Raw genomic sequence first — 22,100 nt, forward strand, 5'->3', positions numbered from 1 at the left:
ACCGATCGCGAGGATCGTCATGGCGAAACAGGACAGGTCCCGGCAGCAGGAGCTCACCGAGCAGAAGCGCCGCGAAGAGGAGTTGAGACGCTCGCAGGAGTGGGCGGACCACGCGGCCCTGGCCCGTACCGCGGATGACCCGCAGGCGACCGCGCCGCGGGACGCGGGCGGCCGGCCGTCCAACGGCCGCCAGTTCTGACGTACGCCGGACTCGGCTGCTCCAGCTCGGCGCGTCTGACGACCTGGAGCAGCCGCCCGGCCCGGCGTCTCAGCTGGCGTTCTCCGGCAGGTGCAGCAGGGGCGCCCGGCCCGGCGGCTGCTCCGGCGACGGCCCGGACGGGCGGGCCGGCGGCACCGGCACGGTGACCGGCTGGTTGCCGGTGATCCGGATCGACTCGCCGTGGTGCCGCAGCTCCAGCATCGTGTTCCGTCCCTCCGCGCGCAGCGAGTACGTCGTCTGGTGCGGCCGGACGTCCACCCGCAGCCGCATCGATCGCCACTGCAGGGAGAACTCCAGGCGGCTGAGCCGGCTGGAGAGCCGGGGCGAGAACGAGAGCGTCCCGTCGTGGTCGCGCAGGCCGCCGAAGCCGGCGACCAGGGCGATCCAGGCCCCGGCCAGCGAGGCCATGTGCACGCCGTCGCGGGTGTTCTCGTTCAGGTCGTGCAGGTCCATCAGCGCGGCCTCGCGCAGGTAGCGGTGGGCCAGTTCGGGGTGGCCCACCTCGGCCGCCATCACCGCCTGGGTGCAGGCGCTCAACGAGGAGTCCCGGACGGTGCGCCGCTCGTAGTAGAGGAAGTTGCGCAGCTTGTCCACGTCGCTGAACGCGTCGCCGCGCCAGTGCATGGCGAGGACCAGGTCCGCCTGCTTGACGACCTGCTTGCGATAGAGGTCGAAGTACGGGTAGTGCAGCAGCAGCGGGTACTTCTCCGGCGGGGTGTGCTCGAAGTCCCACTCCTGCAACCGGGTGAAGCCCTCCACCTGCTCGTGCACCTGGAGTTCCTCGTCGTACGGGAGGTGCATGGCGTGCGCGGCGTCCCGCCAGGCGGCCGCCTCCTCCTCGCTGACGCCGAGGTCGAGGGCCTGGTCCCGGTGGCGCATCGCGCAGTCGGCGGCGGTGATCAGGTTCCGCTGCGCCATCAGGTTGGTGTAGATGTTGTCGTTCTTGACCGCGGTGTACTCGTCCGGGCCGGTCACCCCGTCGATGTGGAACTGCCCGTCGCGGTCGTGGTGGCCGAGCGAGCGCCAGAGCCGGGCGGTCTCCACCAGCAACTCCAGGCCGATCTCCCGTTCAAGGGCGGCGTCCCCGGTGACCAGCACGTAGCGGCGCAGCGCGTCGGCGACGCCGGCGGCGATGTGGAACGCGGCCGTGCCGGCCGGCCAGTACGCCGACGACTCGGGACCCTCGATGGTGCGCCACGGGAAGGCGGCCCCGCTCAGGTTCAACGTCCGGGCTCGCTCCTGCGCCTGGCTCAGCGTGCCGTAGCGCCAGTGCAGCGCGTCCCGCACCGCCGTCGGCTGGGTGTACGTGAGCACCGGCAGCACGAACATCTCGGTGTCCCAGAACGCGTGCCCGTCGTACCCGGGACCGGTGAGCCCCTTCGCGGCGATCGGGCGGCGTTCCGCCCGGGCACCGGCCTGCAGCACGTGGAAGAGCCCGAACCGGACCGCCTGCTGCACCTCCGGGTCGCCCTCCACCCGCACGTCGGCGGCGTCCCAGAACTCGTCCAGGTATTCCCGCTGCTCCCGCCGCAGCCCGTCCCAGCCGTCCAGCCGGGCGGCGGCCAGGGCCGCCCCGACCTGGTCGCGCAGCGCCGGCAGCGAGCGCCGGCTGGACCAGCCGTACGCCAGGTACTTCACCACGCGCAGCGTCTGGCCCGGCTTGAGCACGCAGCCGATGGTGGTGCGGACCCAGTCCTCGTACCCCTCGGACTCGATGGTGGTGCGTTCCGGGCCGTGCACGTCGTGCGCCATCGCGGCGGCGACCCGCAGGCCGCTGACCTTGGTCCGGTGGATGAGCAGCCCGCCGTCGTCGGTGGTCAGCTCCTCCTCGGCCTGCAGCGGCGACTCCAGCACCGCGGCCACCCGGGGGTCGCGGCTCTGCGGCGGCAGGGCCTCGTTGGCGACCAGCTCGGACTGGAGGATCAGCCGCAGTGGGCCCTCGAGCGCCTCGACCTCGTAGTTGATCGCGGCGACCGCCCGCTGGGTGAACGACACCAGCCGGGTGCTGCGGACCTTGACCTCCCGCCCGGCCGGGGAACGCCAGTGCACCTCCCGGTGCAGGGTGCCGGCCCGCAGGTCGAGCACCCGCTCGTGGGAGAGCAGCTCGCCGTAGCGGACGTCGAGCGGCTCGTCGTCGACCAGCAGCCGGATGAGCTTGCCGTTGGTGACGTTGACGATGGTCTGGCCGGACTCGGGGAAGCCGAAACCGGCCTCCGCGTACGGCAGCGGGCGCAGCTCGTAGAAGGAGTTCAGGTAGGTGCCGGGGAGGCCGTGCGGTTCCCCCTCGTCCAGGTTGCCGCGCAGCCCGACGTGCCCGTTGGAGAGGGCGAAGACCGACTCGGACTGGGCCAGCACGTCCATGTCGAGGCGGACCTCGCGGACGTGCCACGGCTCGACCGGATAGGCCCGCTCGCGGATCACCGGGCCGGCTCCGTCATCAGCTCGGCGAGATCGGTCACGACCACGTCGGCGCCGTGGGCGCGCAGGTCGTCGGCCTGGCCGACGCGGTCGACGCCCACCACGTACCCGAAGTCGCCGGCCCGGCCGGCCGCCACCCCGGCGAGGGCGTCCTCGAAGACCGCGGCCTGCTCCGGCGCCACGCCGAGCAGCTCGGCGCCGGCCAGGAAGGTGTCCGGGTGCGGCTTGCCGCGCAGCCCGCGCTCGCGGGCGAGCAGCCCGTCCACCCGGGCCTCCAGCAGCCGGTCCAGCCCGGCGGCGGCCACCACGGCCGCGCAGTTGGCGCTGGCCGAGACGACCGCCCGGCGCAGCCCGGCCCGGTCGGCCGCCTCCAGGTAGCGCACCGAGCCCTCGTAGACCTCGACCCCGTCGGTGCGGATCCGGTTGAGCAGGATGACGTTCTTCCGGTTGCCCACGCCGTTGACGGTGTCGGCCTCGGGCGGATCGTCGGGGGCGCCCTCGGGCAGGGTGATCCCGCGCGAGGCCAGGAAGGAGCGCACCCCGTCGGCGCGCGGCTTGCCGTCCACGTACTGGTTGTAGTCGGGGCCGGGGTCGAACGGGTGGTACGGCTCGCCGGTGGCCGCCGCGCGGTGTTTCAGGAACGCGTTGAAGGTCTCGGTCCAGGCGGCGTTGTGCACCTTGGCGGTCTGCGTCAGCACGCCATCCAGGTCGAAGAGACAGGCGGTCACGTGAGCGGGTAGGCCCAGCACGACTCGAATCTATCCAGCGGACCGGCCGGGCAAACCCGATTCGGACGTCAGCGGTGCGGGCGGAGCGTCCAGACCACCGTCAGCGCCGAGGTGACCGTGCCGTCCTCCGTGCTGATCTCCACCTCGACCGGGAACTCGGGTCGTTGCCCGGCGTCCAGCTCGGCGAGCACCTCGCCCGGGGTACGCCCCAGCCGGGCGGTGGCCAGCACCGGCCCCATGGCGACCTTCTGGTAGCGGATGGTGGCGGTCACCGCCAGCGGCACCGCCCGGTCGAGCACCGCCCCGAACGCGGCGAGCACCACCGCCCCCGAGGCGGTCTCCCCGAGCGTGAACATCGCCCCGGCGTGCGGGCCGCCCACGTGGTTGTGGTGTTCGGGCGTGTCGGGCAGTCGGACGACCGCCCGTACGCCGCCCTCGGCCTCGGGCGCGACCTCGACGAATTCGATACCGAGCGTGCGGGCGAACGGCACGGCCTCGAGCAGACCGGCCGCCACCTGGCGAGAGTCGATGGACATGACCGCACGCTACTCGTCGGTAACTTCGCCGGCAAGAGCCGATCGGACCAGGTTGCGCGGCCCGCGCCGGCGGTCAGCGCCAGCCGACGTCGATCCGGTCGCCGCGCTCGTCGAAGAAGTGCAGCGCGTCCATCCGCACCTGGACGGCCAGCGGATGCCCCGCCGACACCGCCGGGTACGGGGCCAGCCGGACGGCCAGCTCGGCCGGGCGGCGGTGGTGCCGACCCGGGTCGGGGAGGACGCTGGTCCGGCTCCCCTCACCGGTGGGCGCGGAGACCGGGGCGTCCGCGGCCCGACCGGCGAGCCGCTGCATGACCTGGCCGAACCGGCGCAGGCCGCGCTGGCCGGGCGGGGCGCTCTCCACCGGGGCACCCATCTCGTCCACCACGATCGCGGTGGCGCCGATGTCGAGGAAGGCGAGCGACTCATGGCCGTGGTGCTCCAGGTAGCGGATCCGCCCCTGGAGGACGTGACCCGCGGTGTCCGGGGCGACCGGAGTGAGCGCCTCGGCCCGCATCCCGACCACGATCCGCTCGCCGTGGTAGTGCGCCACGGCCCGGCTGCGGATGTCGTCCCAGGGCAGGTAGAGCGCCTGCTCGCCGAGGTTCAGCACCACGTACCGGTCGAGGTGGACGTAGACCGACGCCTCCAGCAGGTTCATCCGCGGGCTGCCGAGGAAGGCGGCGACGTAGAGGGTCGCGGGGCGGCCGTACACCTGGGTGGGGGTGCCCACGTCCTGGAGCACGCCCTTGCGCATGATGGCCACCCGGTCGGCCATGGTGAGCGCCTCGGCCTGGTCGTGCGTGACGTAGATGGTGGTGACGCCCAGCTCGCGGGTCAGTCCGGAGATCTCGGCGCGCAGCTCGGCGCGGAGGCCGCTGTCCAGGTTGGAGAGCGGCTCGTCCATCAGGAACAGCCCGGGCCGGCGCACTATCGCCCGCCCCATGGCCACCCGCTGCCGCTGGCCGCCGGAGAGCTGGCTGGGCTTGCGGCCGAGCACGTCGCGGATGCCGAGCGCGCTCGCCACGTCCTGGATCCGCTCGCCGCGGTGGCCCGGCTCGACGCCGGCCAACCGCAGCGGGAATCCGATGTTGTCGCCGACGGTCATGTGCGGGTACAGCGCGAAGTCCTGGAAGACCATGGCGATCTTCCGATCCCGGGGCGGCAGGTCGTTGGCGACCTCCCCGCCGAGCATGATCGCGCCGAAAGACGGCTCCTCCAGCCCGGCCACCATCCGCAGCACGGTGGACTTGCCGCAGCCGGAGGGGCCGAGCAGCACCATGAACTCGCCGTCGTTGACGTCCAGATTGATGGCGTCGACCGCGATGGTCCCGTCCGGGAACACTTTGGTGACATCCTTGAGTGCGACGGTGGTCACCGTCTCCTCCCCAGCTCTCGGCCGAATTCGGGATTGACTGTGACCAGGATCATCCGATCCGCACATCGGGTAAACGTGCCGTGTTCTTCTCGTGAAAGACCGATTACGTCGGATCGGTCGGCGCCGATCGGTAGGGCGACCGACGGGTAACCGGAATCAGGCCGGCTCGTCGAGGAAGACCCGCCGGACCACGCGCTCCGCGGCGTGACCGTCGTCCAGTCCGCAGAACCGGTCCCGGAACCGTTGCCGGGCCTGCTCGGCCTCGACCGCCCGGAACGCACCCGAGCGGAACACCTCGACCAGCCCGGGGAAGTCGAGGGCCACCGCGCCGGGCGGTTCGGCGATCAGGTCGAAGTAGACACCCCGGGCCACCCGGTACGCCTCCCAGTCCGGGGCGTAGACGACGATCGGCCGGTCCAGCACCCCGTAGTCGAACATCGCCGACGAGTAGTCCGTGACCAGCACGTCCGCCGCGAGGTAGAGGTCCTCCACCCGGTCGTGCGTGCTCACGTCCAGCACCCCGTCGGCCGACGGCCCGTGCGGCCGCCGGTCCCGGTCGTGGAAGTAGTGGCTGCGCATCAGCAGCCGCCCCGCCGGGCCGAGCACGTCGCGCATCCGGTCCGGGTCGAACGGCGGCCGCCAGCCGGGCAGGTGCTCCCGGTGGGTCGGCGCGTAGAGCACCACGAACTCCTCCGGGCCGATGCCCAGCCCGGCCCGGACCTGGCGGCACTCCTGCGGGCTGGCCAGCGCCAGCCGGTCGTTGCGCGGATAGCCGACCTCCAGCGTGGTGTACGTGGCCGGGTACGCCCGCTCCCACATCTGGGTGGAGAAGCTGTTCGAGCTGACGCTGAAGTCCCAGCGGTCCACCCGGTGCAGCAGCTTGGCGAAGTTCATCGCCCGCGCGCCGACCGGGTACCGCTGCTGGTCCAGCCCCATCACCTTGACCGGGGTGCCGTGGTGGGTCTGCAGGTGCACCGAGCCGGGTCGCTTGCGGACGAAGTCCGGGAAGTTGACGTTGTTGACCAGCCAGCGCGCCCGGGCCAGCGCCCGGTAGTAGCCCGGGGTGCCGGCGACCACGTACTCCACCCCGGGCGGCAGGCTCTCCACCCGGTCCCGCCGAACCACCCACACCCCGCGTACGTGGGGGGCCAGCCGGCGGGCGGCGGAGTAGATCGCCGCCGGGTTGCAGCCGAACCCCCGGTACCAGTACGCGGCGTAGACGGCGAGCGTCGGGTCGAGCGGCCGGCGCAGTTCGCCCCGGTAGTACTCGCGCAGCGCGGCGTCCCGGGCCTTCCGGGCGGTACGCCGGGCCACCGGCAGCACCCGCCGCTTGGCCCGACGGGCCGCGCTCCGGGCTGTCGTCGCCGCCTGGTGCGCGTCGCGCAGCGCGCTGAACGTCCGCCACCGCCCGGCCGCCACCAGGCGGTGCTTCAGCCCCTCCACGCCGGACGGCACCGGGTAGCCGGCGGGCGGCAGGAAGCGGACGTAGTCGGCGTGGATCTGGGCGAAGAACGCCGGCCGCAGCTCGGGGGCGATCCGCTCGCCGTTGCCCAGCACGGTCAGGTAGTGCCAGACCATCCGCTCGAAGATCGCCGGGCGCAGCGGGGCGACCGCCGAACCCCGGCGGTCCATCAGCCGGAACACCCGGTGCCACTGAGCGAACACCTCGAAGTGCCGGTCGCCCCGGGTCCGGGTGATCGCGCCGGTGCGGCGCTGCCGGTAGTTGAGGCAGATCCGGTCCAGCACGCCGATCCGGTCGGCGGCCATCAGCACCGGGTAGCTGAACGAGACGTCCTCGTACCAGCCGGGCTCGAAGCGCAGCCCCTGGTCGAGCAGGAACTCCCGCCGGACCACCCGGTTCCAGGCGGTGTGCAGCAGCCGCATCGTCTCCGGCCGCTCCCGCAGCCGGAACGTCGCCTCGCCGGGCGGCTCCGGGAACACGTCGCGCATGGCGCTGCGGGTGCCGACGTTGTTCCAGTGCGCCCGGACGTGGTCGACGATCAGCACGTCCGGGCGGGTGGCGACGAGCCGTTCCGCGACGTGGGGCAGGCAGCCAGGGACCAGCCAGTCGTCGCCGTCGACGAACCAGACGTACTCGCCGACGGCCCGGTCCAGCCCGATGTTGCGGGCCGGACCGAGCCCGACGTTCTCGGCGAGCCGGACCGGGTGGACCCGGGGGTCGCGGGCCGCGTACTCGGCCAGGATCTCGCCGCTCTCGTCCGGGGAGGCGTCGTCGATCCCGATCACCTCGAGGTCGGCGTCCGGCTGTTCCAGGATCGAGTCGAGACATTCCCGCAGGTAGCCCTGCACCCGCCAGGCCGGTACGACGAAGCTGAACAGAGTCATCCCGGTCGGCCCTCCGTCAGCCCGGCGAGCGGTCACCTCCACCCACCGGGACCGGCGTCCGTGGGGCGCGGGCCGGCAGGACCACCCAGGCAAGGACCACGCTCGCGACGAAAACCACGAGAAGGTACGTACCGAGTGTAGCCAGAGCGATGTTCACGATTCCGGCTATTGCCGCGATACCCAGCAACAGGGACCGACCCTCCCAGCCGAGAGTGGCGGCGTGCAGCGGCGGCGCCGGCTGCCGCTTCTCCAGCCGGGCGGTCAGGTCGTAGTGGTGCAGGGTCAGCACGAAGACGTACCCGAAGATCAGCCAGGCGGGTGCGCGACCGGCCACCCCGACGGCGATGGCGAAGAGATACTCCCCGGCCCGCAGCGCGGCCGGGACCAGCCAGTCCAACGGCCCATCGTGCGCCGCCCGCGCCCCGAGCGCGCCGCCCAGCAGCACCAGCAGCCCGACCGGCACCACCCAGCCGCGCAGCTCCCCGCCCCCGTGGACCACCCGCAGCGCGAGGACGAGCAGGGCCGCCGCGCCGAACGCGCCGATCACCGCCAGCGCCAACGGCTGCCGCGCCACCGGCAGCGTCCGGGCCAGCGGCCCGTCGTCCCGGTGCAGGCCCCCGTCGACCGTGGTCAGCACCGGCACGCGCATCCAGCGCGCCCGCAGGGTGCGCAGCGCCCCGGTGTACGCGAACGCCAGCGTGCCCCAGACCAGCACCGCGCAGAGCGCGACCAGCGGACCGAAGAGCGCGGCGGTCACCGCGATCAACGCCCACCGCTCACCTATCGGGAAGACCACCGTCCGCTTCAGCCAGTACGACACCGAGCCGGTGTCCGCCTGCACCTTCGTCGAGGCGGCGTTCAGCTTCCCGCCGATGCCGCCCCCGTCCCCGGCCGCCGGACGGGGCCGCCGGGCCGCCTCGTCGTGCAGCACCCCGTACCAGGCGTCGGTCATGTGCCGCACGGTCTGCAGGGTCATCGCCGCGATCGCCAGCGCCCAGCCGTAGCGGAAGCCGGCGTGCGTGGCGCCGTAACCGAGACCGGCGTAGACCAGGTACTCCTTGGCCCGGTCGGCCATCGTGTCCAGCCAGCCGCCCCAGGCGCTGAAGTGCCGGGTGTAGCGGGCCAACTGCCCGTCCACGCAGTCCAGCACGAAGCCCAGGTAGAGCAGGACCGCCCCGGCGACCAGCGCGAGCCGGCCGCCGGCGCCGAAGAGCACCGCGGCGGCCACCGCGAACGCCACCGAGATCATGGTCACCGCGGTCGGGCCGAGCCCGATCCGGGCGGCCGCCTTCGTCACGTACGGGGACCAGGTGCTGACGAAGAACGTGGTGAAGAAGTCGTCCCGCTCCTTCACCGACAGCCGCAGCTCGGCCCGGTCCTCGTCGACCTCGGCCACCGCCGCCTCGGCCGCCCGCAGCTCCGCCGACGTGGCCACCCGGTGCGCCACGAGCAGGCGTACCCGGTGGGCGAAGACCAGCGGGCCGCAGGCCGCGAGCGCGGCGAAGAGCCGGTCCACCGCGGGCGCCGGACCACCGCCGGAGGCCGCCGCCGCGCAGGCGGCGGCCAGGGCCGGCAGGTCGGCCGGGCCGACCCGCAGCGCGCCGCCGAACACCCCGGTCGCGCCCGCCGGCTCGTCGACCGCGACCACCTGGCCGCGCTCCTCGCGGACCGTCGCCTGCCCGGGGGCGGGCGGGTCGGTGAGCACCAGGGCCACGGTCGGCCCCACCGGGCTGGTCGCCAGGTGCTTGAGTACGGCCCCGTGCGCCACCAGGTCCGCCCCGCTGACCAGCACCGGGCCGGTGGCGTCGGCGAGCAGCCCGGCCAGCTCGGTCAGGTCGGCGGCCACCCGCACGTCGTCCGCCCCGGCCCGGCGCCACTGCCCGGCGAGCCGGTCGGCCAGGCGCTCCCCCGCGTCGGTGGTCAGGCTCGCCGCCGGCCCGGCGGCGAGCACGATCGCGAGCGTCACCGCTTCTGGGCGCCGGCGTACGCCCGCAGCGCCTCGTCGATGGTCCCGTCGACGGTCAGTCGCCCGGCGTCGAGGTAGAGCCCCCGACGGCAGAACCGGGTGAGGTCCTTTTCGTTGTGTGACACCAGCACCAGCGTGCGCCCTTCCGCGAGAAGTCGCTCGATGGTCGCATAGCACTTCGCGCGGAACTCCGCGTCCCCGACCGCGGTCACCTCGTCCACCAACAGGATGGGGTGGGGCAGGTGGGCGATGACCGCGAAGCCGAGCCGCACCTTCATCCCCGACGAGTAGTGCCGGACCGAGGTGTCGATGGACCGCTCGATCTGCTCCCCGGCGAACGAGACGATCTCGTCGAAGTGCCGCCGCAGGTAGCCCGAGGAGAGCCCGTGCAGGCCGCCGACCAGGTAGAGGTTCTCCCGGCCGGTCAGGTCGTTGGAGAAGCCGGCGGAGAGTTCCAGCAGCGGCGCCACGTCGCCGCGGACCCGGATCCGGCCCTCGTCCGGGATCAGCACCCCGGCGATCAGCCGCAGCAGGGTGCTCTTGCCGGTGCCGTTGCGCCCGACCACCCCGACCGTCTCGCCCGCCTCGATCCGGAACGACACGTCCCGCAGCGGCCAGAACTGGCCGGCGGCGGTGCGCGCGCTGCGGTGGATCAGCAGCTCACGCAGCCGGAGCTGGCGACGCCGGTTCCGGACGAACCGGATGCCGAGCCCCTCCGCCTCGATGATCGCCGCCATTCAGAGTTCCTTGAGCACGGCCGGTTCCAGCCGGCGGAACGCCCACCAGCCGACCGCCAGCACCAGCAGGCTGCCCGTCACGGTGACGGTGAGCAGCCGGGCGTCGGGGAACTCGTCCGGGTACCAGATCGAGTGGTGCAGCTGGAAGATGCCGACCAGCGGGTTCAGCTCGTACCCGACCTTGACCCAGGTCGGCATGCCGGAATCCCGGACCAGGGCCAGCGGGTAGATGATCGGGGTGGCGTAGAAGAGCACCCGGATGATCAGCCGCATGAACCGCTCGATGTCCCGCATCAGCACGTTCAGCGCCGAGAGCAGCAGCGCGATCCCCGCCAGCAGGACGAACTGCACCGCCACGGCCAGCGGCAGGGCGAGCAGCGTCCAGCCCGGGTGGATCTTCCCGTGCGCCCCGTAGATCACCGCGATGCCGATCAGGATGGGCAGGCCGGCGGCGTACTCGGCGAACCGGCCGGTGACCCGGCCGATCGGGAAGACCTGGCGGGGCACGTTCATCGTGGTGATCAGCCGGGCCTGGCCGGTGAGCGCGTTGGTCGCCTCACTCAGCGCCGAGCTCGCCCACATCCAGGCGAAGATCCCGGTGATCAGGAAGAGCGGGTACGACCCGGCCGCATCGCCCAGGTGCCGGCGGGTGGCGCCGGAGTAGAGCACGCCGAAGACGAACCAGTAGATCAGTCCCATCCCGAGCGGCTCGATGAGCGACCAGAGGTAGCCGAGCACGGACTGCTGGTACTTCACCGCGAGGTCCCGCTTGACCAGGATGCGCAGCGAGTGGCGGGCCGACCAGAGCGCGGCGACTCCTGTCGTCACCGCCCCATCCTCACCCCCGCCACCCGGTGCCGACGCCGGTACCCGCCGGGTCACCCCTTCGGGTTCAGCACTCGATCACGTTGACCGCGAGGCCGCCCCGGGCCGTCTCCTTGTACTTCACCTTCATGTCGGCGCCGGTCTCCCGCATGGTCTTGATGACCTTGTCCAGCGAGACCGCGTGCACCCCGTCGCCGCGCAGCGCCAGCCGGGCGGCGGTGATCGCCTTGATGCTGGCCACGGCGTTCCGCTCGATGCAGGGGATCTGCACCAGGCCGCCGACCGGGTCGCAGGTGAGCCCCAGGTTGTGCTCCATGCCGATCTCGGCGGCGTTCTCGACCTGCGCCGGGGTGCCACCCAGCGCCTCGGCCAGCCCGGCCGCGGCCATCGAGCAGGCCGAGCCGACCTCGCCCTGGCAGCCGACCTCGGCCCCGGAGATCGAGGCGTTCTCCTTGAACAGCACCCCGATAGCGCCGGCCGCGAGCAGGAAGCGGACCACGCCCTCGTCGGAGGCGCCGGGCACGAACCGGCTGTAGTAGTGCAGCACGGCCGGGATGATCCCGGCGGCGCCGTTGGTCGGGGCGGTGACCACCCGCCCGCCGGCCGCGTTCTCCTCGTTCACCGCGAGGGCGAAGAGGGTGACCCAGTCCATCGCGCGCAGCGGGTCGCTGGCGTCGGCCTCCGCCTCCAGGCTCCGGCGCAGCTCGGCCGCCCGGCGGCGCACCTTCAACCCGCCCGGGAGGACGCCGTCCCGCTCGCAGCCGCGCTCGACGCACTCCCGCATCACCCGCCAGATCTCCAGCAGCCCGGCCCGGACGTCCGCCTCGCTGCGCCAGGAGAGCTCGTTGGCGAGCATCACCTCGCTGATCGACAGCCCGTTGCCGCTGGTCACGGCGAGCAGCTCCGCGCCGGTGAGGAACGGGTGGCGCACCCGGGTGGTGTCCGGCTTGATCCGGTCCGCCCCGGCCGCCGCCTCATCGACCACGAACCCGCCGCCGACCGAGTAGTAGGTGCGGGCCCTGACCTGCTGCCCGGTCCCGTCGTACGCCGCGAAGGTCATCCCGTTCGGGTGGTACGGCAGCGACCGCCGCCGGTGCAGCACGAGGTCCCGGTCCGGGTCGAAGTCGATCTCCTGGGTGCCGAGCAGGCTGAGCCGCCGCTCGCCCCGGATCCGCGCCACCCGCGGGCCGACCGAGTCGGTGTCGACGGTCTCCGGGACCTCCCCCTCCAGCCCGAGCAGCACCGCGCGATCGCTGCCGTGGCCGTGCCCGGTGGCGCCCAGCGAGCCGAAGAGCTCGGCCTGCACCCTGGCCGTGTCGGCGAGCAGCCCGTCGGCCTTCAGCCCGGCCACGAAGGTCCGGGCGGCCCGCATCGGCCCGACGGTGTGCGAGCTGGACGGCCCGATGCCGACGCTGAAGAGGTCGAAAACGCTGATCATGGCTGCACTTTCCTCGCCGTCGTGCCCGTTGTGCGGGCCCGGACCGGTGTGCCGCCCCGGGACCGGGACGGCGCGGGCCCCGGGGGTGTGGGTGCCCGACCGGCGAGCCTACCCGCCCAGGTCAGTACCCGTCCCGCACCCGGCGCATTCCCACTCTCCGCCCTCCCCCGTCTCCCCGCCGTCACCGCCCGTGTCCTGCCCAGGCCGGTCCGAGCGGGGCGCGGACCACTTGCCGGCGCGCCGACCATGCCGTGCCCCGGCCGGCGACCACGGACCGGTCGCGCGTCGGGGCGGGCCGGCCGGGGTAAGCACCTACGGGTGCCCGGGTCGCCGATCCTCCTCGGGGCCGAGGGCGCGCCGCGCACCCGTTTCTAGCCTGGAAGTCAGCGCGGCGGATCGCCGCAGAGTGGGAGTACGACGATGAGTCGCAAACTGGTCCGGCCCCGACAGGGGCGCATGTTCGCCGGCGTCTGCGCCGGCCTGGCGCAGCGGTTCGGCATGTCGGCCGGCATGGTCCGGCTGCTGTTCCTGCTGTCGCTGCTGCTGCCCGGCACCCAGGTGATCGTCTACCTGATCCTCTGGGTGCTGATGCCCAACGAGGACCGCGTCCGCTACTGACCGGGGGTCAGGAAGCGGTGTAGGTGACGGTGACCTTCGTGTAGCCGAGGGAGCGGAGCAGGCCCTCCAGCATCTTGCGGGTGTTCTCCTCGGCCCGGGCGGTCAGCCCGCTGTCTCGGGCCGCGGCGGTGATCCGGTCCTCGGCCAGCTGGTAGACCTGCTGCTGCCGGTTGGGGTTGCCGGCCACCAGGTCGTTGAGCCGGTTGATCAGGCCGCGCTGCTCGGCGAAGACGTAGCTCTTCTCCAGGTCGAGGTTGGTCTCGCCGAGCTGCGGCGCGGGCAGCTTGATCTCCACCGACTTCTTGTCAGCCGACTCGACGATCGCCCCGTCGCCGATCTTGGAGAAGTCGACGTACGCCTCGACGCTGCCCGCCCCGACGAAGAGCGTCCGCTCGTTGAGCAGGAACTCCGGCACGTTCCGCCGGTCGTTCTGCAGGTCGACGACCACCTGGAAGTCGCCCTCGGCGGCGACGTAGCGGCTGAGGTCCCGGATCGACTTGAGCAGCGGCGGCTGGCTGCGGTCGGTCTGCTCCTTGGCGAACGGGTTGCGGAAGTCCGGCAGGATCCCGGTCGCCTGCACACCCAGCAGCACCACCACGGCCAGTGCGGCCGCGCCGAGCACCCCGAGCAGGCCGCGGACCGGGCCGCCGGAGGGCGTCGGGGCACCCGGCGTGGTCTCGGGTGTGACGCCCGACCGGGCCCGCAGGTCGTCGCCGGTCGGGTACTCCGGGAACTCCCTGCTGGGCTGGTTGATGTCACCGTCGCGGGCCATCGCCCTCACCGTCCTCGTCAGACAAAAGCGCCTGAACATGACGGTAAGGCCCCGGTGCGACAGCCGCTCGGCGAGCGACCCGGACGGATGAATCCGCAGGTCAGGCGAACGCCGAAAGCCCGGTCAGCCGCTGCCCGATGACCAGCTGGTGGATCTCCGAAGTGCCCTCGTAGGTCAGCACGCTCTCCAGGTTGTTGGCGTGCCGCATCACCGGGTACTCCCCCGAGACGCCGTTGGCGCCGAGGATGGTCCGGCACTGCCGGGCGATCGCCAGGGCCTCCCGCACGTTGTTCAGCTTGCCGACGCTGACCTGCTCCGGCCGCAGCTTCCCGGCGTCGGCGAGCCGGCCCAGGTGTAGCGCGAGCAGCAGGCCCTTGTTCCACTCGACGGCCATGTCGGCGAGCTTGGCCTGGGTGAGCTGGAAGCCGGCCAGCGGCCGGCCGAACTGGGTCCGGGTGGTCGCGTACGACAGGGCGGTCTCCAGGCAGTCCCGGGCCGCGCCGAGCGCCCCCCAGACGATGCCGTGCCGGGCCTCGGTCAGGCAGCTCAGCGGCGCCTTCAGCCCGATCGCCTCGGGCAGCCGGACGTCCGCCGGGAGCCGGACGTCGTCGAGGGCGATCTCCCCGGTCAGCGAGGCGCGCAGGGACATCTTGTGCCTGATCTCGCGCGCCGTCACCCCGGGCGTGTCCATGGGTACGGCGAAGCCGCGTACCCCCTCGTCGGTGCGCGCCCAGATCACCCCGACGTCGGCGATCGGGGCGTTGGTGATCCACAGCTTGCTGCCGTTGAGGATCCAGTCGTCGCCGTCGCGGCGGGCCCGGGTGGCCATCGAGGCCGGGTCGGAGCCGTGGTCCGGTTCGGTCAGCCCGAAGCAGCCGATCGCCTCGCCGGCCGCCATGGCGGGCAGCCAGCGCTGCTTCTGCTCCTCGCTGCCGTAGCGCCAGATGGCGTACATGGCCAGCGAGCCCTGCACGGAGACCAGCGAGCGGACGCCGGAGTCGCCGGCCTCCAGCTCCAGGCAGGCCAGCCCGTACGCGACGGCCGACGCGCCGGCGCAGCCGTAGCCGGTGAGGTGCATGCCGAGCAGGCCGAGCTTGCCGAACTCGCGGGCCAGCTCGCGGGCCGGCACCTGGCCGTCCTCGTACCAGCCGGCGACGTGCGGGCGTACCCGGTCGGCGACGAGCTGGCGCACGACGGCGCGGATCTGCCGCTCCTCCTCGCTCAGCGACGCGTCGATGTCCAGCAGGTCGAGAGGGCTCATGCGGCCACCTTAACGAAGACTCAGGAGGAGGTCACTCGCCCTGCGGGCTCAACACCAGCACCCGGGCGTGGATCTGGTTGCGCTGCTGGAGCGCCGCGCGCAGCGCCCGGTGCAGGCCGTCCTCCAGGTAGAGGCCGCCGTTCCACTGCACCACGTGCGGAAAGAGGTCGCCGTAGAAGGTCGAGTCCTCGGCGAGGAGCTTGTCCAGCGCCAGTTCGCGCTTGGTGGTGATGAGCTGGTCCAGCCGCAGCGGGCGCGGCGGGATCTCCGCCCACTGCTTGAGCGTGAGGTTGTGCTCCGGGTAGGGACGCCCGTCCCGGACCGCTCTGAAGATCACGGCACGCTCCCCTCCCCAGGCCCGGCTGATGATGTCGGTGCCAGCCTAGCGGCACCCGCCACCCCGCGTTTTACTCCCTCATGTCGGTTTCACCACCGCCGATACCCGGCCGGTGGGCGGCGAAATCCCCTCAATTCCAGCGGCCCCGCCGGACCACCTGCTCGACCGGCCGCCGTCCCCGCCGCAGCGACGATGACCGGTGGTCAGGCGCCCGGTAGCCGACCGTCACCGCGCCGATCGGCTGGTACTCCTCCGGCACCCCGAACGCCGCCCGGTACGCGTCCAGCCGCTGTGGGGGGATGCCGAAGAAGCAGGCGCCCAGCCCCTCGTCCACCGCGGTGAGCAGCATCAGCAGGGCGGCGAAGCCGGTGTCCACATACCAGTACGGCACCGGCCAACGCTCGGTCGACCGGTCCGCCCAGCCCTTGTCCGCCTCGGCGTACCGGTCCAGATAGGCGGTGCGGTTGGCGTGCGGCACCACGATCAGCGGCGCCCGGCGCATCCCGGCCAGCCAGCGTTCCCGGCCGCCGCCGCCCGGGGCGGCCGCCGCCCAGAACCGCTCCCGGTCCGCCGGCTCCTCCAGCACCAGGAAGCCCCAGCCCTGGGCGAAGCCCGCCGAGGGCGCCCGGATCGCGTGGTCCAGCAGCCGGTCCACCACCTCGGGCGGGACCGGCCGGTCCGGGTCGTAGTTGCGTACCATCCGGCGGCGCCGGACGACCTCGGCGAACTCCACGCTCAGGCTCCGGGTCGGATGCCCCAGGCACCCCGCCAGGTCTCGCCGGGCGCCAGGCTGATCAGGTCCTTGCCGGACCGGAACGCGTCCGCCGGGCAGGTCATCGGCTCCACCGCCACCGACCGGCGCCGCCGCTCTCCGGTCAGGGTGTCCCCGGTGAAGACCTGCCACCAGCCGAATGCGCGGTCCGCCCAGACCTGCAGCGCCGAGTCGTCCGGGCCGGTCAGGGTCACCGTCGAGCCGCCGTCGGCGTCCCGCACCAGGTCGCCGAAGGCCACGTCCAGCACCGCCTCGCCGATCGGGCGCGGCTCGGTGAAGTCGTACTCGGTGCCGGCCACCTCGGTCGCGGCCACCGGCAGCAGCCGGTTGTCCAGCAGCACCCGGGTCCGCCCCGGCACCCGCAGCGACACCTCCGCCACCCCGGCCTTCGGCAGGCGCAGGTAGGGGTGGACCGAGAAGCCGAACGGCGCCGGCTCGCCGGACCGGTTGGTCACCTCGTGCTCGGCGCGCAGCCCGTCCGCCCCGACGCTCCAGCGGGTACGCAGCCGCAGCGCCCACGGGTAGCCCGGGCTCGGCGGCAGGTCGTAGCCGACGGTCACGGCGTCCGGCGCCTGCTCGATCAGCTCCCAGGCGACCCAGTTGACCAGGCCGTGGATGGCGTTGTGCCGGGCCGGCTCGCTCAGGTCGAGCTGCAACGTCCGCTCGCCGAAGGTGTAGGCGCCGTCCCGGATCCGGTTGGGCCAGGGGGCGAGCACGTGGCCGGCCGAGCCGGGGCAGAGCTCGTCCGCCTCGTACCCGTCGAGGTGGTCGACCCCGTCCTGCCGGTAGGTTCGCAGCCCACCGCCGACCTCGACGACGACCGCCTCGTGACCGTCGGCGGCGATGGTCCACTGAGTCCCCGACGGCGACGGGCTCCCGGCATTCTCCATGCCCGCGACCTTAGTCGACGCAAGGAAGGGCCCCTTGTTAACGCCTGCGGTAGAGCAGGGGCCCCTCCTAACAGCGGTTCAGGAGCGGGTGGCGGCGCGGTAGCGGAGCAGCGCCGGGAAGACCACCACGAGCAGCATCGCGAGGACCGCGGCGGCGAGCCCGCCGCCGACCCAGGCGACACTCGTGCCGAAGCCGGCGGCCAGCGCCCCGGCCCGCAGGTCACCCAGGCGCGGCCCACCGGCGACCACGACGGTGTTCACGCCCTGGAGCCGGCCGCGCATCCGGTCCGGCGCGTAGATCAGCAGCATCGACTGGCGCAGCACCGAGCTGACCAGGTCGGCCGCCCCGGCCACCGCCAGCAGCAGCACCACCAGCCAGAGCTGGCGGGCCAGCCCGGCCAGGGCGATCGACACACCCCAGCCCACCACGGCCAGCACCAGCACGACCCCCTGCCGGCGCAGCCGACCGATCCACCCGGAGGTGAGGCCGCCCAGCATCGCCCCGATGGCGATCGCGCTGTAGAGCCAGCCGACCGCGCCGCCGCCGCCGAGCCGCTCGTGCGCCACCTCCGGGAAGAGCGCCCGGGGCATGGCCAGGATCATCGCGATCAGGTCGATGGCGAAGGACAGCAGCAGCACCGGCGTGGTGGCCAGGTAGCGGAACCCGTCCACGATGCTGGCGAGCCCCGCCCGGCGCGGGGTGCCGTCGCTGTCCGGGTCGGGCTCCGGCGGCATGGCCGGCAGCCGCAGGGTGGCCCAGAGCGAGACGGTGAAGAGCAGCGCGTCCACCGCGTACGCGATCGGCAGCCCGACGTCGGTCCGCCAGGTGGCGAAGATCAGGCCGGCCGTGAGCGGCCCGAAGACCGAGGTCGCGGTGAACGTGGTGAAGTTCAGCGTGCTGGCCGCCGGGACCAGGTCGTCCGGCACCAGCCGCGGCAGGATCGCGCTGCGGGCCGGCGAGGTGATGGCGAACGCGATCGACTGCACCGCCACCAGGGCGAGCAGCAGCACCGGGCTGCCGACCCGGAACAGCGACTGGAGCAGCAGCCCCAGGGTCGCCGCCCAGAGCAGCCCGCCCGCCGCCAGCAGCACCAGCCGCCGGTCCCGGGCGTCGGCGACCGCGCCGCCCCAGAGCCCGAAGATCAGCAGCGGCAGGAACCCGGCCACGCCCAGCAGCCCGACCCAGAACGAGCCGCCGGTCAGGTCGAACATCTCCACCGGTACGGCCACCGCGGTGAACTGGAAGCCGAACATCGCCACGCTGTTGCCGAGCCACACCCGGCGGAAGGTGGGCACCCGCAGCGGACGCAGGTCGATCGCCCAGCGGCGCACCCCGCGCGGCCGGGCCTCCTGCACCCCCGTCACGGCGCGAGCCGCTCGGTGATCCAGGCGCCGCCCTCGGTCCGCCGGTAGCGGAGCCGGTCGTGCAGCCGGCTGGCGCGGCCCTGCCAGAACTCCACCGTCTCGGGACGGACCCGGAACCCGCCCCAGTGCGGCGGCGCCGGGATGTCGTCGACGGCGGCGAAGCGCTCGGCCGCCGCCCGGTAGGTCGCGTCGAGCGCGGCCCGGTCCGGGACGACCTGGGACTGGGTGCTGGCCCAGGCGCCGAGCTGGGAGCCGCGCGGCCGGGTGGCGAAGTACGCCTCGGTCTCGGCCCGGTCGACCTTTTCGACCCGCCCGGCGACCACCACCTGCCGCTGCATCGGGAACCAGGGGAAGACCAGGCTGGCCCACGGGTTGCCGGTCGCCTCGGTGCCCTTGCGGGAGTCGTAGTTGGTGTAGAAGACGAAGCCGTCCGGGTCGTACCCCTTGAGCAGGACCGTCCGGCCGCTGGGGCGGCCCTCGGCGTCGGCGGTGCCGACCACCATGGCGTTCGGTTCGGGGAGCGGGTACGCCACCGCGTCGGCGAACCAGCGGGCGAACTGGCTGTGCCAGCCCGGAGCCAGGTCGGATTCGGAAAGGCCCAGGTCGGCTGCGTACTCGTTACGCATGCCCGCCGGAGCCGGTGTGTTGCCGGTCACAGTCGTCGTCCCTTTCGTCGGGGTCGCCGCGTCCCCCGACGCTGGCCAGACCCCGCCACCCAGTCTTGTCGAGGCCGTGAGCTTGTCCACCCGCGGGGATGTCATGTGGCGCACAGTCGCAGTGGGTCGCGCAGTCGGTTACCCACCAGGCAAGATGTTCCGAACCACATCCCTGAGAGGGTCGCCCGGATCGCGGGGCCGGATGAGCCCGCCGGGCGTACCGCCGCCGCAAAGCCAGGAGACGACATGTCCGACTTCAAACCGGGCCTGGAGGGCGTCGTAGCCTTCGAGACCGAGATCGCCGAACCGGACCGCGAGGGCGGCGCGCTGCGCTATCGCGGCGTGGACATCGAGGATCTGATCGGCCAGGTCTCCTTCGGCAACGTCTGGGCGCTGCTGGTCGACGGCCGCTTCGGCCCGGGCCTGCCGCCGGCCGAGCCGTTCCCGGTGCCGGTGCACTCCGGCGACATCCGCGTCGACGTGCAGTCCGCGGTCGCCATGCTCGCCCCCTACTGGGGGCTCAGCCAGCTCCTCGACATCTCCGACGAGCAGGCCCGCGAGGACCTGGCCCGGGTGTCGGTCACCGCGCTCTCCTTCGTCGCCCAGTCCGCCCGCGGCCTCGGCCTGCCGGCCGTGCCGCAGAAGGAGATCGACAAGGCGGAGACCATCGTCGAGCGCTTCATGAAGCGCTGGCGGGGTGAGCCCGACCCGCGGCACGTCAAGGCCGTCGACGCCTACTTCATCTCGGCCGCCGAGCACGGCCTGAACGCCTCCACCTTCACCGCCCGGATCGTCGCCTCCACCGGCGCCGACGCCGCCGCCTGCATCTCCTCCGGCATCGGCGCGCTCTCCGGCCCGCTGCACGGCGGCGCGCCGTCCCGCGTGCTCAGCATGCTCGAGGCCGTCGAGCGCAGCGGCGACGCCGAGGGGTACGTCAAGGGCGTCCTCGACCGCGGCGAGCGGCTGATGGGCTTCGGCCACCGGGTCTACCGGGCCGAGGACCCGCGCGCCCGGGTGCTCCGGCGCACCGCCAAGGAGCTGGGCGCGCCCCGCTTCGAGATCGCCGAGGCGCTGGAGAAGGCCGCCCTGGCCGAGCTGCAGGCCCGCCGCCCGGACCGGGTGCTCGCCACCAACGTCGAGTTCTGGTCGGCCGTGGTGCTGGACTTCGCCGAGGTGCCCGCGCACATGTTCACCTCGATGTTCACCTGTGCCCGGATGGGCGGTTGGTCCGCCCACATCCTGGAGCAGAAGAAGCTCCAGCGGCTGGTCCGCCCCTCGGCCCGGTACGTCGGCCACGCCCCCCGCAAGCCCCAGGAGGTCGAGGGCTGGGACGCCATCCCGCACGGCGTCTGAAAGGAAGGGCCCCTTCTTAACGCCTGAGGCATAGGAAGGGCCCCCTGCTAACGCGCGAGCGAGGCCCCGGCTCCGGCCGGGGCCTCGCCGTATGTGGCGCATCCCTCAGGCCCGGTCGTGGGACCTGCCGTCGGGCGGGGCGGCCCGGGTGCGAGGATGAAGGCCGGCAGTGCCGCCGGACCGGGCTCGGATCCCGACTCCCCCGCGCGTCCGCGCGCGGCCGCCGTCGGTCCGCGCCCGCAGTAGGGCCCGCCCTCGCCCATGCGGAAGGATCGAGACAACCGTGGCTGACGCACCGACCATCCGGATTCCCGACGACATCAAGCCCGCCGACGGGCGCTTCGGCTGCGGGCCGTCCAAGGTCCGTCCGGCGGCCGTCTCCGCCCTCGCCGACGTCGCCACCAGCTACCTGGGCACCTCGCACCGGCAGAAGACGGTCCGTGACCAGGTGGCCCGGCTGCGCCGCGGCATCGCCGACTTCTTCTCCCTGCCCGAGGGCTACGAGGTGGTCCTCGGCAACGGCGGCACCACCGCCTTCTGGGAGGTCGCCGCCTTCGGCCTGGTCCGCGACCGGGCCCAGTTCGCCAGCTTCGGCGAGTTCGGCGCGAAGTTCGCCAAGTCGGTCAAGGACGCCCCGTTCCTCGGCGAGCCGACGGTCCGCAAGTCCGAGCCGGGCAGCGCGCCGACCCTGGTCGCCGAGGCGGGCGTGGACGTCTACGCCACCCCGCACAACGAGACCTCGACCGGCGTGGCCGTGCCGATCAGCCGGGTGCCGGGCGCCGACGAGGGCTCGCTGCTGCTGGTCGACGCCACCTCCGGCGCCGGCGGCCTGGACGTCAACGTCGGCGAGACCGACGTCTACTACTTCGCTCCGCAGAAGTGCTTCGGCTCCGACGGCGGCCTCTGGCTGGCCCTGATGTCGCCGGCCGCGCTCGCCCGGGCCACCGAGATCAAGGAGTCGGGCCGCTACATCCCGGCCTTCCTCGACCTGGTCACCGCGATCGACAACTCGCGGCTGGAGCAGACCTACAACACCCCGGCGCTGGCCACCATCTTCCTGGCCGCCGAGCAGACCGACTGGATGAACTCCCAGGGCGGCCTGGCCTGGGCGGCCAAGCGCACCGCCGAGAGCGCCGGCATCGTGTACGGCTGGGCCGAGCGCTCCGCGTTCGCCACGCCGTTCGTGGCCGACCCGGCGCTGCGGTCCAACGTGGTCGCCACGATCGACTTCGCCGACGGGGTGGACGCCTCGGCGATCGCCAAGGCGCTGCGCGCCAACGGCATCGTGGACACCGAGCCCTACCGGAAGCTGGGCCGCAACCAGCTGCGCGTCGCCCTCTTCCCGGCGGTCGAGCCGGCCGACGTGGAGGCGCTCACCGCGTCCATCGACTACGTGGTCGAGCGACTCTGATCACCTGGTGACGGTGGGTGGTCGTCCGGGCTCCGGCGACCACCCACCGTGATCATCACCGCAGCTCAGTCAC

At 73.0% G+C, this 22,100-nt stretch carries 20 protein-coding genes; 4 read left to right on the forward strand and 16 right to left on the reverse strand.

Annotated features, from left to right (window positions below; genetic code table 11):
* Positions 1–19 precede the first annotated feature (19 nt).
* The gene (locus tag Q2K19_RS08605) at positions 20–199 is read left to right on the forward strand and encodes a hypothetical protein (protein ID WP_302769244.1); all 180 of its coding nucleotides are present in this window, start codon (positions 20–22) and stop codon (positions 197–199) included.
* Between the two features lie 69 nt (positions 200–268).
* On the opposite strand, the gene Q2K19_RS08610 is transcribed toward Q2K19_RS08605, so the two are convergent.
* The 9 genes from Q2K19_RS08610 to Q2K19_RS08650 all read right to left on the reverse strand — a co-directional run bounded on the left by Q2K19_RS08610 (position 269) and on the right by Q2K19_RS08650 (position 12,592).
* Positions 269–2,641: a glycoside hydrolase family 65 protein gene (locus Q2K19_RS08610; RefSeq protein ID WP_302769245.1), complete on the reverse strand. Its 2,373-nt coding sequence runs from the start codon at positions 2,639–2,641 to the stop codon at positions 269–271.
* Positions 2,638–3,387, reverse strand: a complete 750-nt coding sequence (locus Q2K19_RS08615; RefSeq protein ID WP_302769248.1) for an HAD family hydrolase — start codon at positions 3,385–3,387, stop codon at positions 2,638–2,640. The genes Q2K19_RS08610 and Q2K19_RS08615 overlap by 4 nt, the downstream gene beginning before the upstream one ends.
* A 47-nt stretch (positions 3,388–3,434) precedes the next feature.
* Entirely contained in the window at positions 3,435–3,902 is a 468-nt protein-coding gene (locus Q2K19_RS08620) for a DUF4442 domain-containing protein (RefSeq protein ID WP_302769250.1), read from the reverse strand.
* A 73-nt stretch (positions 3,903–3,975) separates the two neighbouring features.
* A complete protein-coding gene (locus Q2K19_RS08625) occupies positions 3,976–5,280 on the reverse strand; it encodes an ABC transporter ATP-binding protein (protein ID WP_302769253.1) in 1,305 nt (434 codons plus the stop codon).
* Between the two features lie 156 nt (positions 5,281–5,436).
* Positions 5,437–7,626, reverse strand: a complete 2,190-nt coding sequence (locus tag Q2K19_RS08630; protein WP_302769256.1) for a bifunctional glycosyltransferase/CDP-glycerol:glycerophosphate glycerophosphotransferase — start codon at positions 7,624–7,626, stop codon at positions 5,437–5,439.
* A 16-nt stretch (positions 7,627–7,642) separates the two neighbouring features.
* Positions 7,643–9,592: a DUF5941 domain-containing protein gene (locus Q2K19_RS08635; RefSeq protein ID WP_446839679.1), complete on the reverse strand. Its 1,950-nt coding sequence runs from the start codon at positions 9,590–9,592 to the stop codon at positions 7,643–7,645.
* Complete coding sequence (locus tag Q2K19_RS08640; RefSeq protein WP_302769258.1) at positions 9,589–10,329, reverse strand: ABC transporter ATP-binding protein; 741 nt, start codon at positions 10,327–10,329, stop codon at positions 9,589–9,591. Before Q2K19_RS08640 ends, Q2K19_RS08635 begins: the two co-directional genes overlap by 4 nt.
* The gene (locus tag Q2K19_RS08645) at positions 10,330–11,157 is read right to left on the reverse strand and encodes an ABC transporter permease (protein WP_302769259.1); all 828 of its coding nucleotides are present in this window, start codon (positions 11,155–11,157) and stop codon (positions 10,330–10,332) included.
* Positions 11,158–11,221: 64 nt separating this feature from the next.
* Entirely contained in the window at positions 11,222–12,592 is a 1,371-nt protein-coding gene (locus Q2K19_RS08650) for an L-serine ammonia-lyase (protein WP_302769261.1), read from the reverse strand.
* A 420-nt stretch (positions 12,593–13,012) separates the two neighbouring features.
* On the opposite strand from Q2K19_RS08650, the gene Q2K19_RS08655 reads away from it, so the two are divergent.
* Positions 13,013–13,210, forward strand: coding sequence for a PspC domain-containing protein (locus tag Q2K19_RS08655; RefSeq protein ID WP_302769263.1), 198 nt, complete (start codon positions 13,013–13,015; stop codon positions 13,208–13,210).
* Positions 13,211–13,217: 7 nt separating this feature from the next.
* Here the strand turns inward: Q2K19_RS08655 and Q2K19_RS08660 are convergent, their stop codons facing one another.
* From Q2K19_RS08660 to pdxH, 7 genes are all read right to left on the reverse strand, one after another.
* A complete protein-coding gene (locus tag Q2K19_RS08660; RefSeq protein WP_302769265.1) occupies positions 13,218–13,982 on the reverse strand; it encodes a DUF4230 domain-containing protein in 765 nt (254 codons plus the stop codon).
* A gap of 100 nt (positions 13,983–14,082) precedes the next feature.
* The gene (locus tag Q2K19_RS08665; protein ID WP_302769267.1) at positions 14,083–15,243 is read right to left on the reverse strand and encodes an acyl-CoA dehydrogenase family protein; all 1,161 of its coding nucleotides are present in this window, start codon (positions 15,241–15,243) and stop codon (positions 14,083–14,085) included.
* Between the two features lie 31 nt (positions 15,244–15,274).
* Positions 15,275–15,580: a type II toxin-antitoxin system VapB family antitoxin gene (locus Q2K19_RS08670; RefSeq protein WP_091113285.1), complete on the reverse strand. Its 306-nt coding sequence runs from the start codon at positions 15,578–15,580 to the stop codon at positions 15,275–15,277.
* Positions 15,581–15,710: 130 nt separating this feature from the next.
* On the reverse strand, positions 15,711–16,313 hold the full coding sequence (locus tag Q2K19_RS08675) for a nitroreductase family protein (protein WP_302769274.1): 603 nt from the start codon (positions 16,311–16,313) through the stop codon (positions 15,711–15,713).
* 2 nt (positions 16,314–16,315) lie between these two features.
* Positions 16,316–17,242 (reverse strand): aldose 1-epimerase family protein, encoded by a 927-nt coding sequence (locus Q2K19_RS08680; RefSeq protein WP_302769276.1) that lies wholly within the window; start codon positions 17,240–17,242, stop codon positions 16,316–16,318.
* Positions 17,243–17,320: 78 nt separating this feature from the next.
* On the reverse strand, positions 17,321–18,607 hold the full coding sequence (locus tag Q2K19_RS08685) for an MFS transporter (protein WP_302769277.1): 1,287 nt from the start codon (positions 18,605–18,607) through the stop codon (positions 17,321–17,323).
* Complete coding sequence (gene pdxH / locus Q2K19_RS08690; RefSeq protein WP_302772348.1) at positions 18,604–19,233, reverse strand: pyridoxamine 5'-phosphate oxidase; 630 nt, start codon at positions 19,231–19,233, stop codon at positions 18,604–18,606. The genes Q2K19_RS08685 and pdxH overlap by 4 nt, the downstream gene beginning before the upstream one ends.
* Positions 19,234–19,509: 276 nt before the next feature.
* Here pdxH and Q2K19_RS08695 point away from each other — a divergent pair, with 276 nt between their 5' ends.
* Positions 19,510–20,616, forward strand: a complete 1,107-nt coding sequence (locus tag Q2K19_RS08695) for a citrate synthase 2 (protein ID WP_302769279.1) — start codon at positions 19,510–19,512, stop codon at positions 20,614–20,616.
* A 283-nt stretch (positions 20,617–20,899) separates the two neighbouring features.
* Positions 20,900–22,027, forward strand: a complete 1,128-nt coding sequence (serC, locus tag Q2K19_RS08700) for a phosphoserine transaminase (RefSeq protein WP_302769281.1) — start codon at positions 20,900–20,902, stop codon at positions 22,025–22,027.
* Positions 22,028–22,100 lie beyond the last annotated feature (73 nt).

It is taken from the genome of Micromonospora sp. NBRC 110009, assembly GCF_030518795.1.
Taxonomy (GTDB): domain Bacteria; phylum Actinomycetota; class Actinomycetes; order Mycobacteriales; family Micromonosporaceae; genus Micromonospora.

Coding starts and splice junctions, on each gene's coding strand:
- Q2K19_RS08605 (WP_302769244.1), top strand. CDS start 20: ATGGCGAAACAGGACAGGTCCCGGCAGCAGGAGCTCACCGAGCAGAAG.
- Q2K19_RS08620 (WP_302769250.1), bottom strand. CDS start 3,902: ATGTCCATCGACTCTCGCCAGGTGGCGGCCGGTCTGCTCGAGGCCGTG.
- Q2K19_RS08630 (WP_302769256.1), bottom strand. CDS start 7,626: ATGACTCTGTTCAGCTTCGTCGTACCGGCCTGGCGGGTGCAGGGCTAC.
- Q2K19_RS08640 (WP_302769258.1), bottom strand. CDS start 10,329: ATGGCGGCGATCATCGAGGCGGAGGGGCTCGGCATCCGGTTCGTCCGG.
- Q2K19_RS08650 (WP_302769261.1), bottom strand. CDS start 12,592: ATGATCAGCGTTTTCGACCTCTTCAGCGTCGGCATCGGGCCGTCCAGC.
- Q2K19_RS08655 (WP_302769263.1), top strand. CDS start 13,013: ATGAGTCGCAAACTGGTCCGGCCCCGACAGGGGCGCATGTTCGCCGGC.
- Q2K19_RS08660 (WP_302769265.1), bottom strand. CDS start 13,982: ATGGCCCGCGACGGTGACATCAACCAGCCCAGCAGGGAGTTCCCGGAG.
- Q2K19_RS08665 (WP_302769267.1), bottom strand. CDS start 15,243: ATGAGCCCTCTCGACCTGCTGGACATCGACGCGTCGCTGAGCGAGGAG.
- Q2K19_RS08680 (WP_302769276.1), bottom strand. CDS start 17,242: ATGGAGAATGCCGGGAGCCCGTCGCCGTCGGGGACTCAGTGGACCATC.
- pdxH (WP_302772348.1), bottom strand. CDS start 19,233: ATGCGTAACGAGTACGCAGCCGACCTGGGCCTTTCCGAATCCGACCTG.
- Q2K19_RS08695 (WP_302769279.1), top strand. CDS start 19,510: ATGTCCGACTTCAAACCGGGCCTGGAGGGCGTCGTAGCCTTCGAGACC.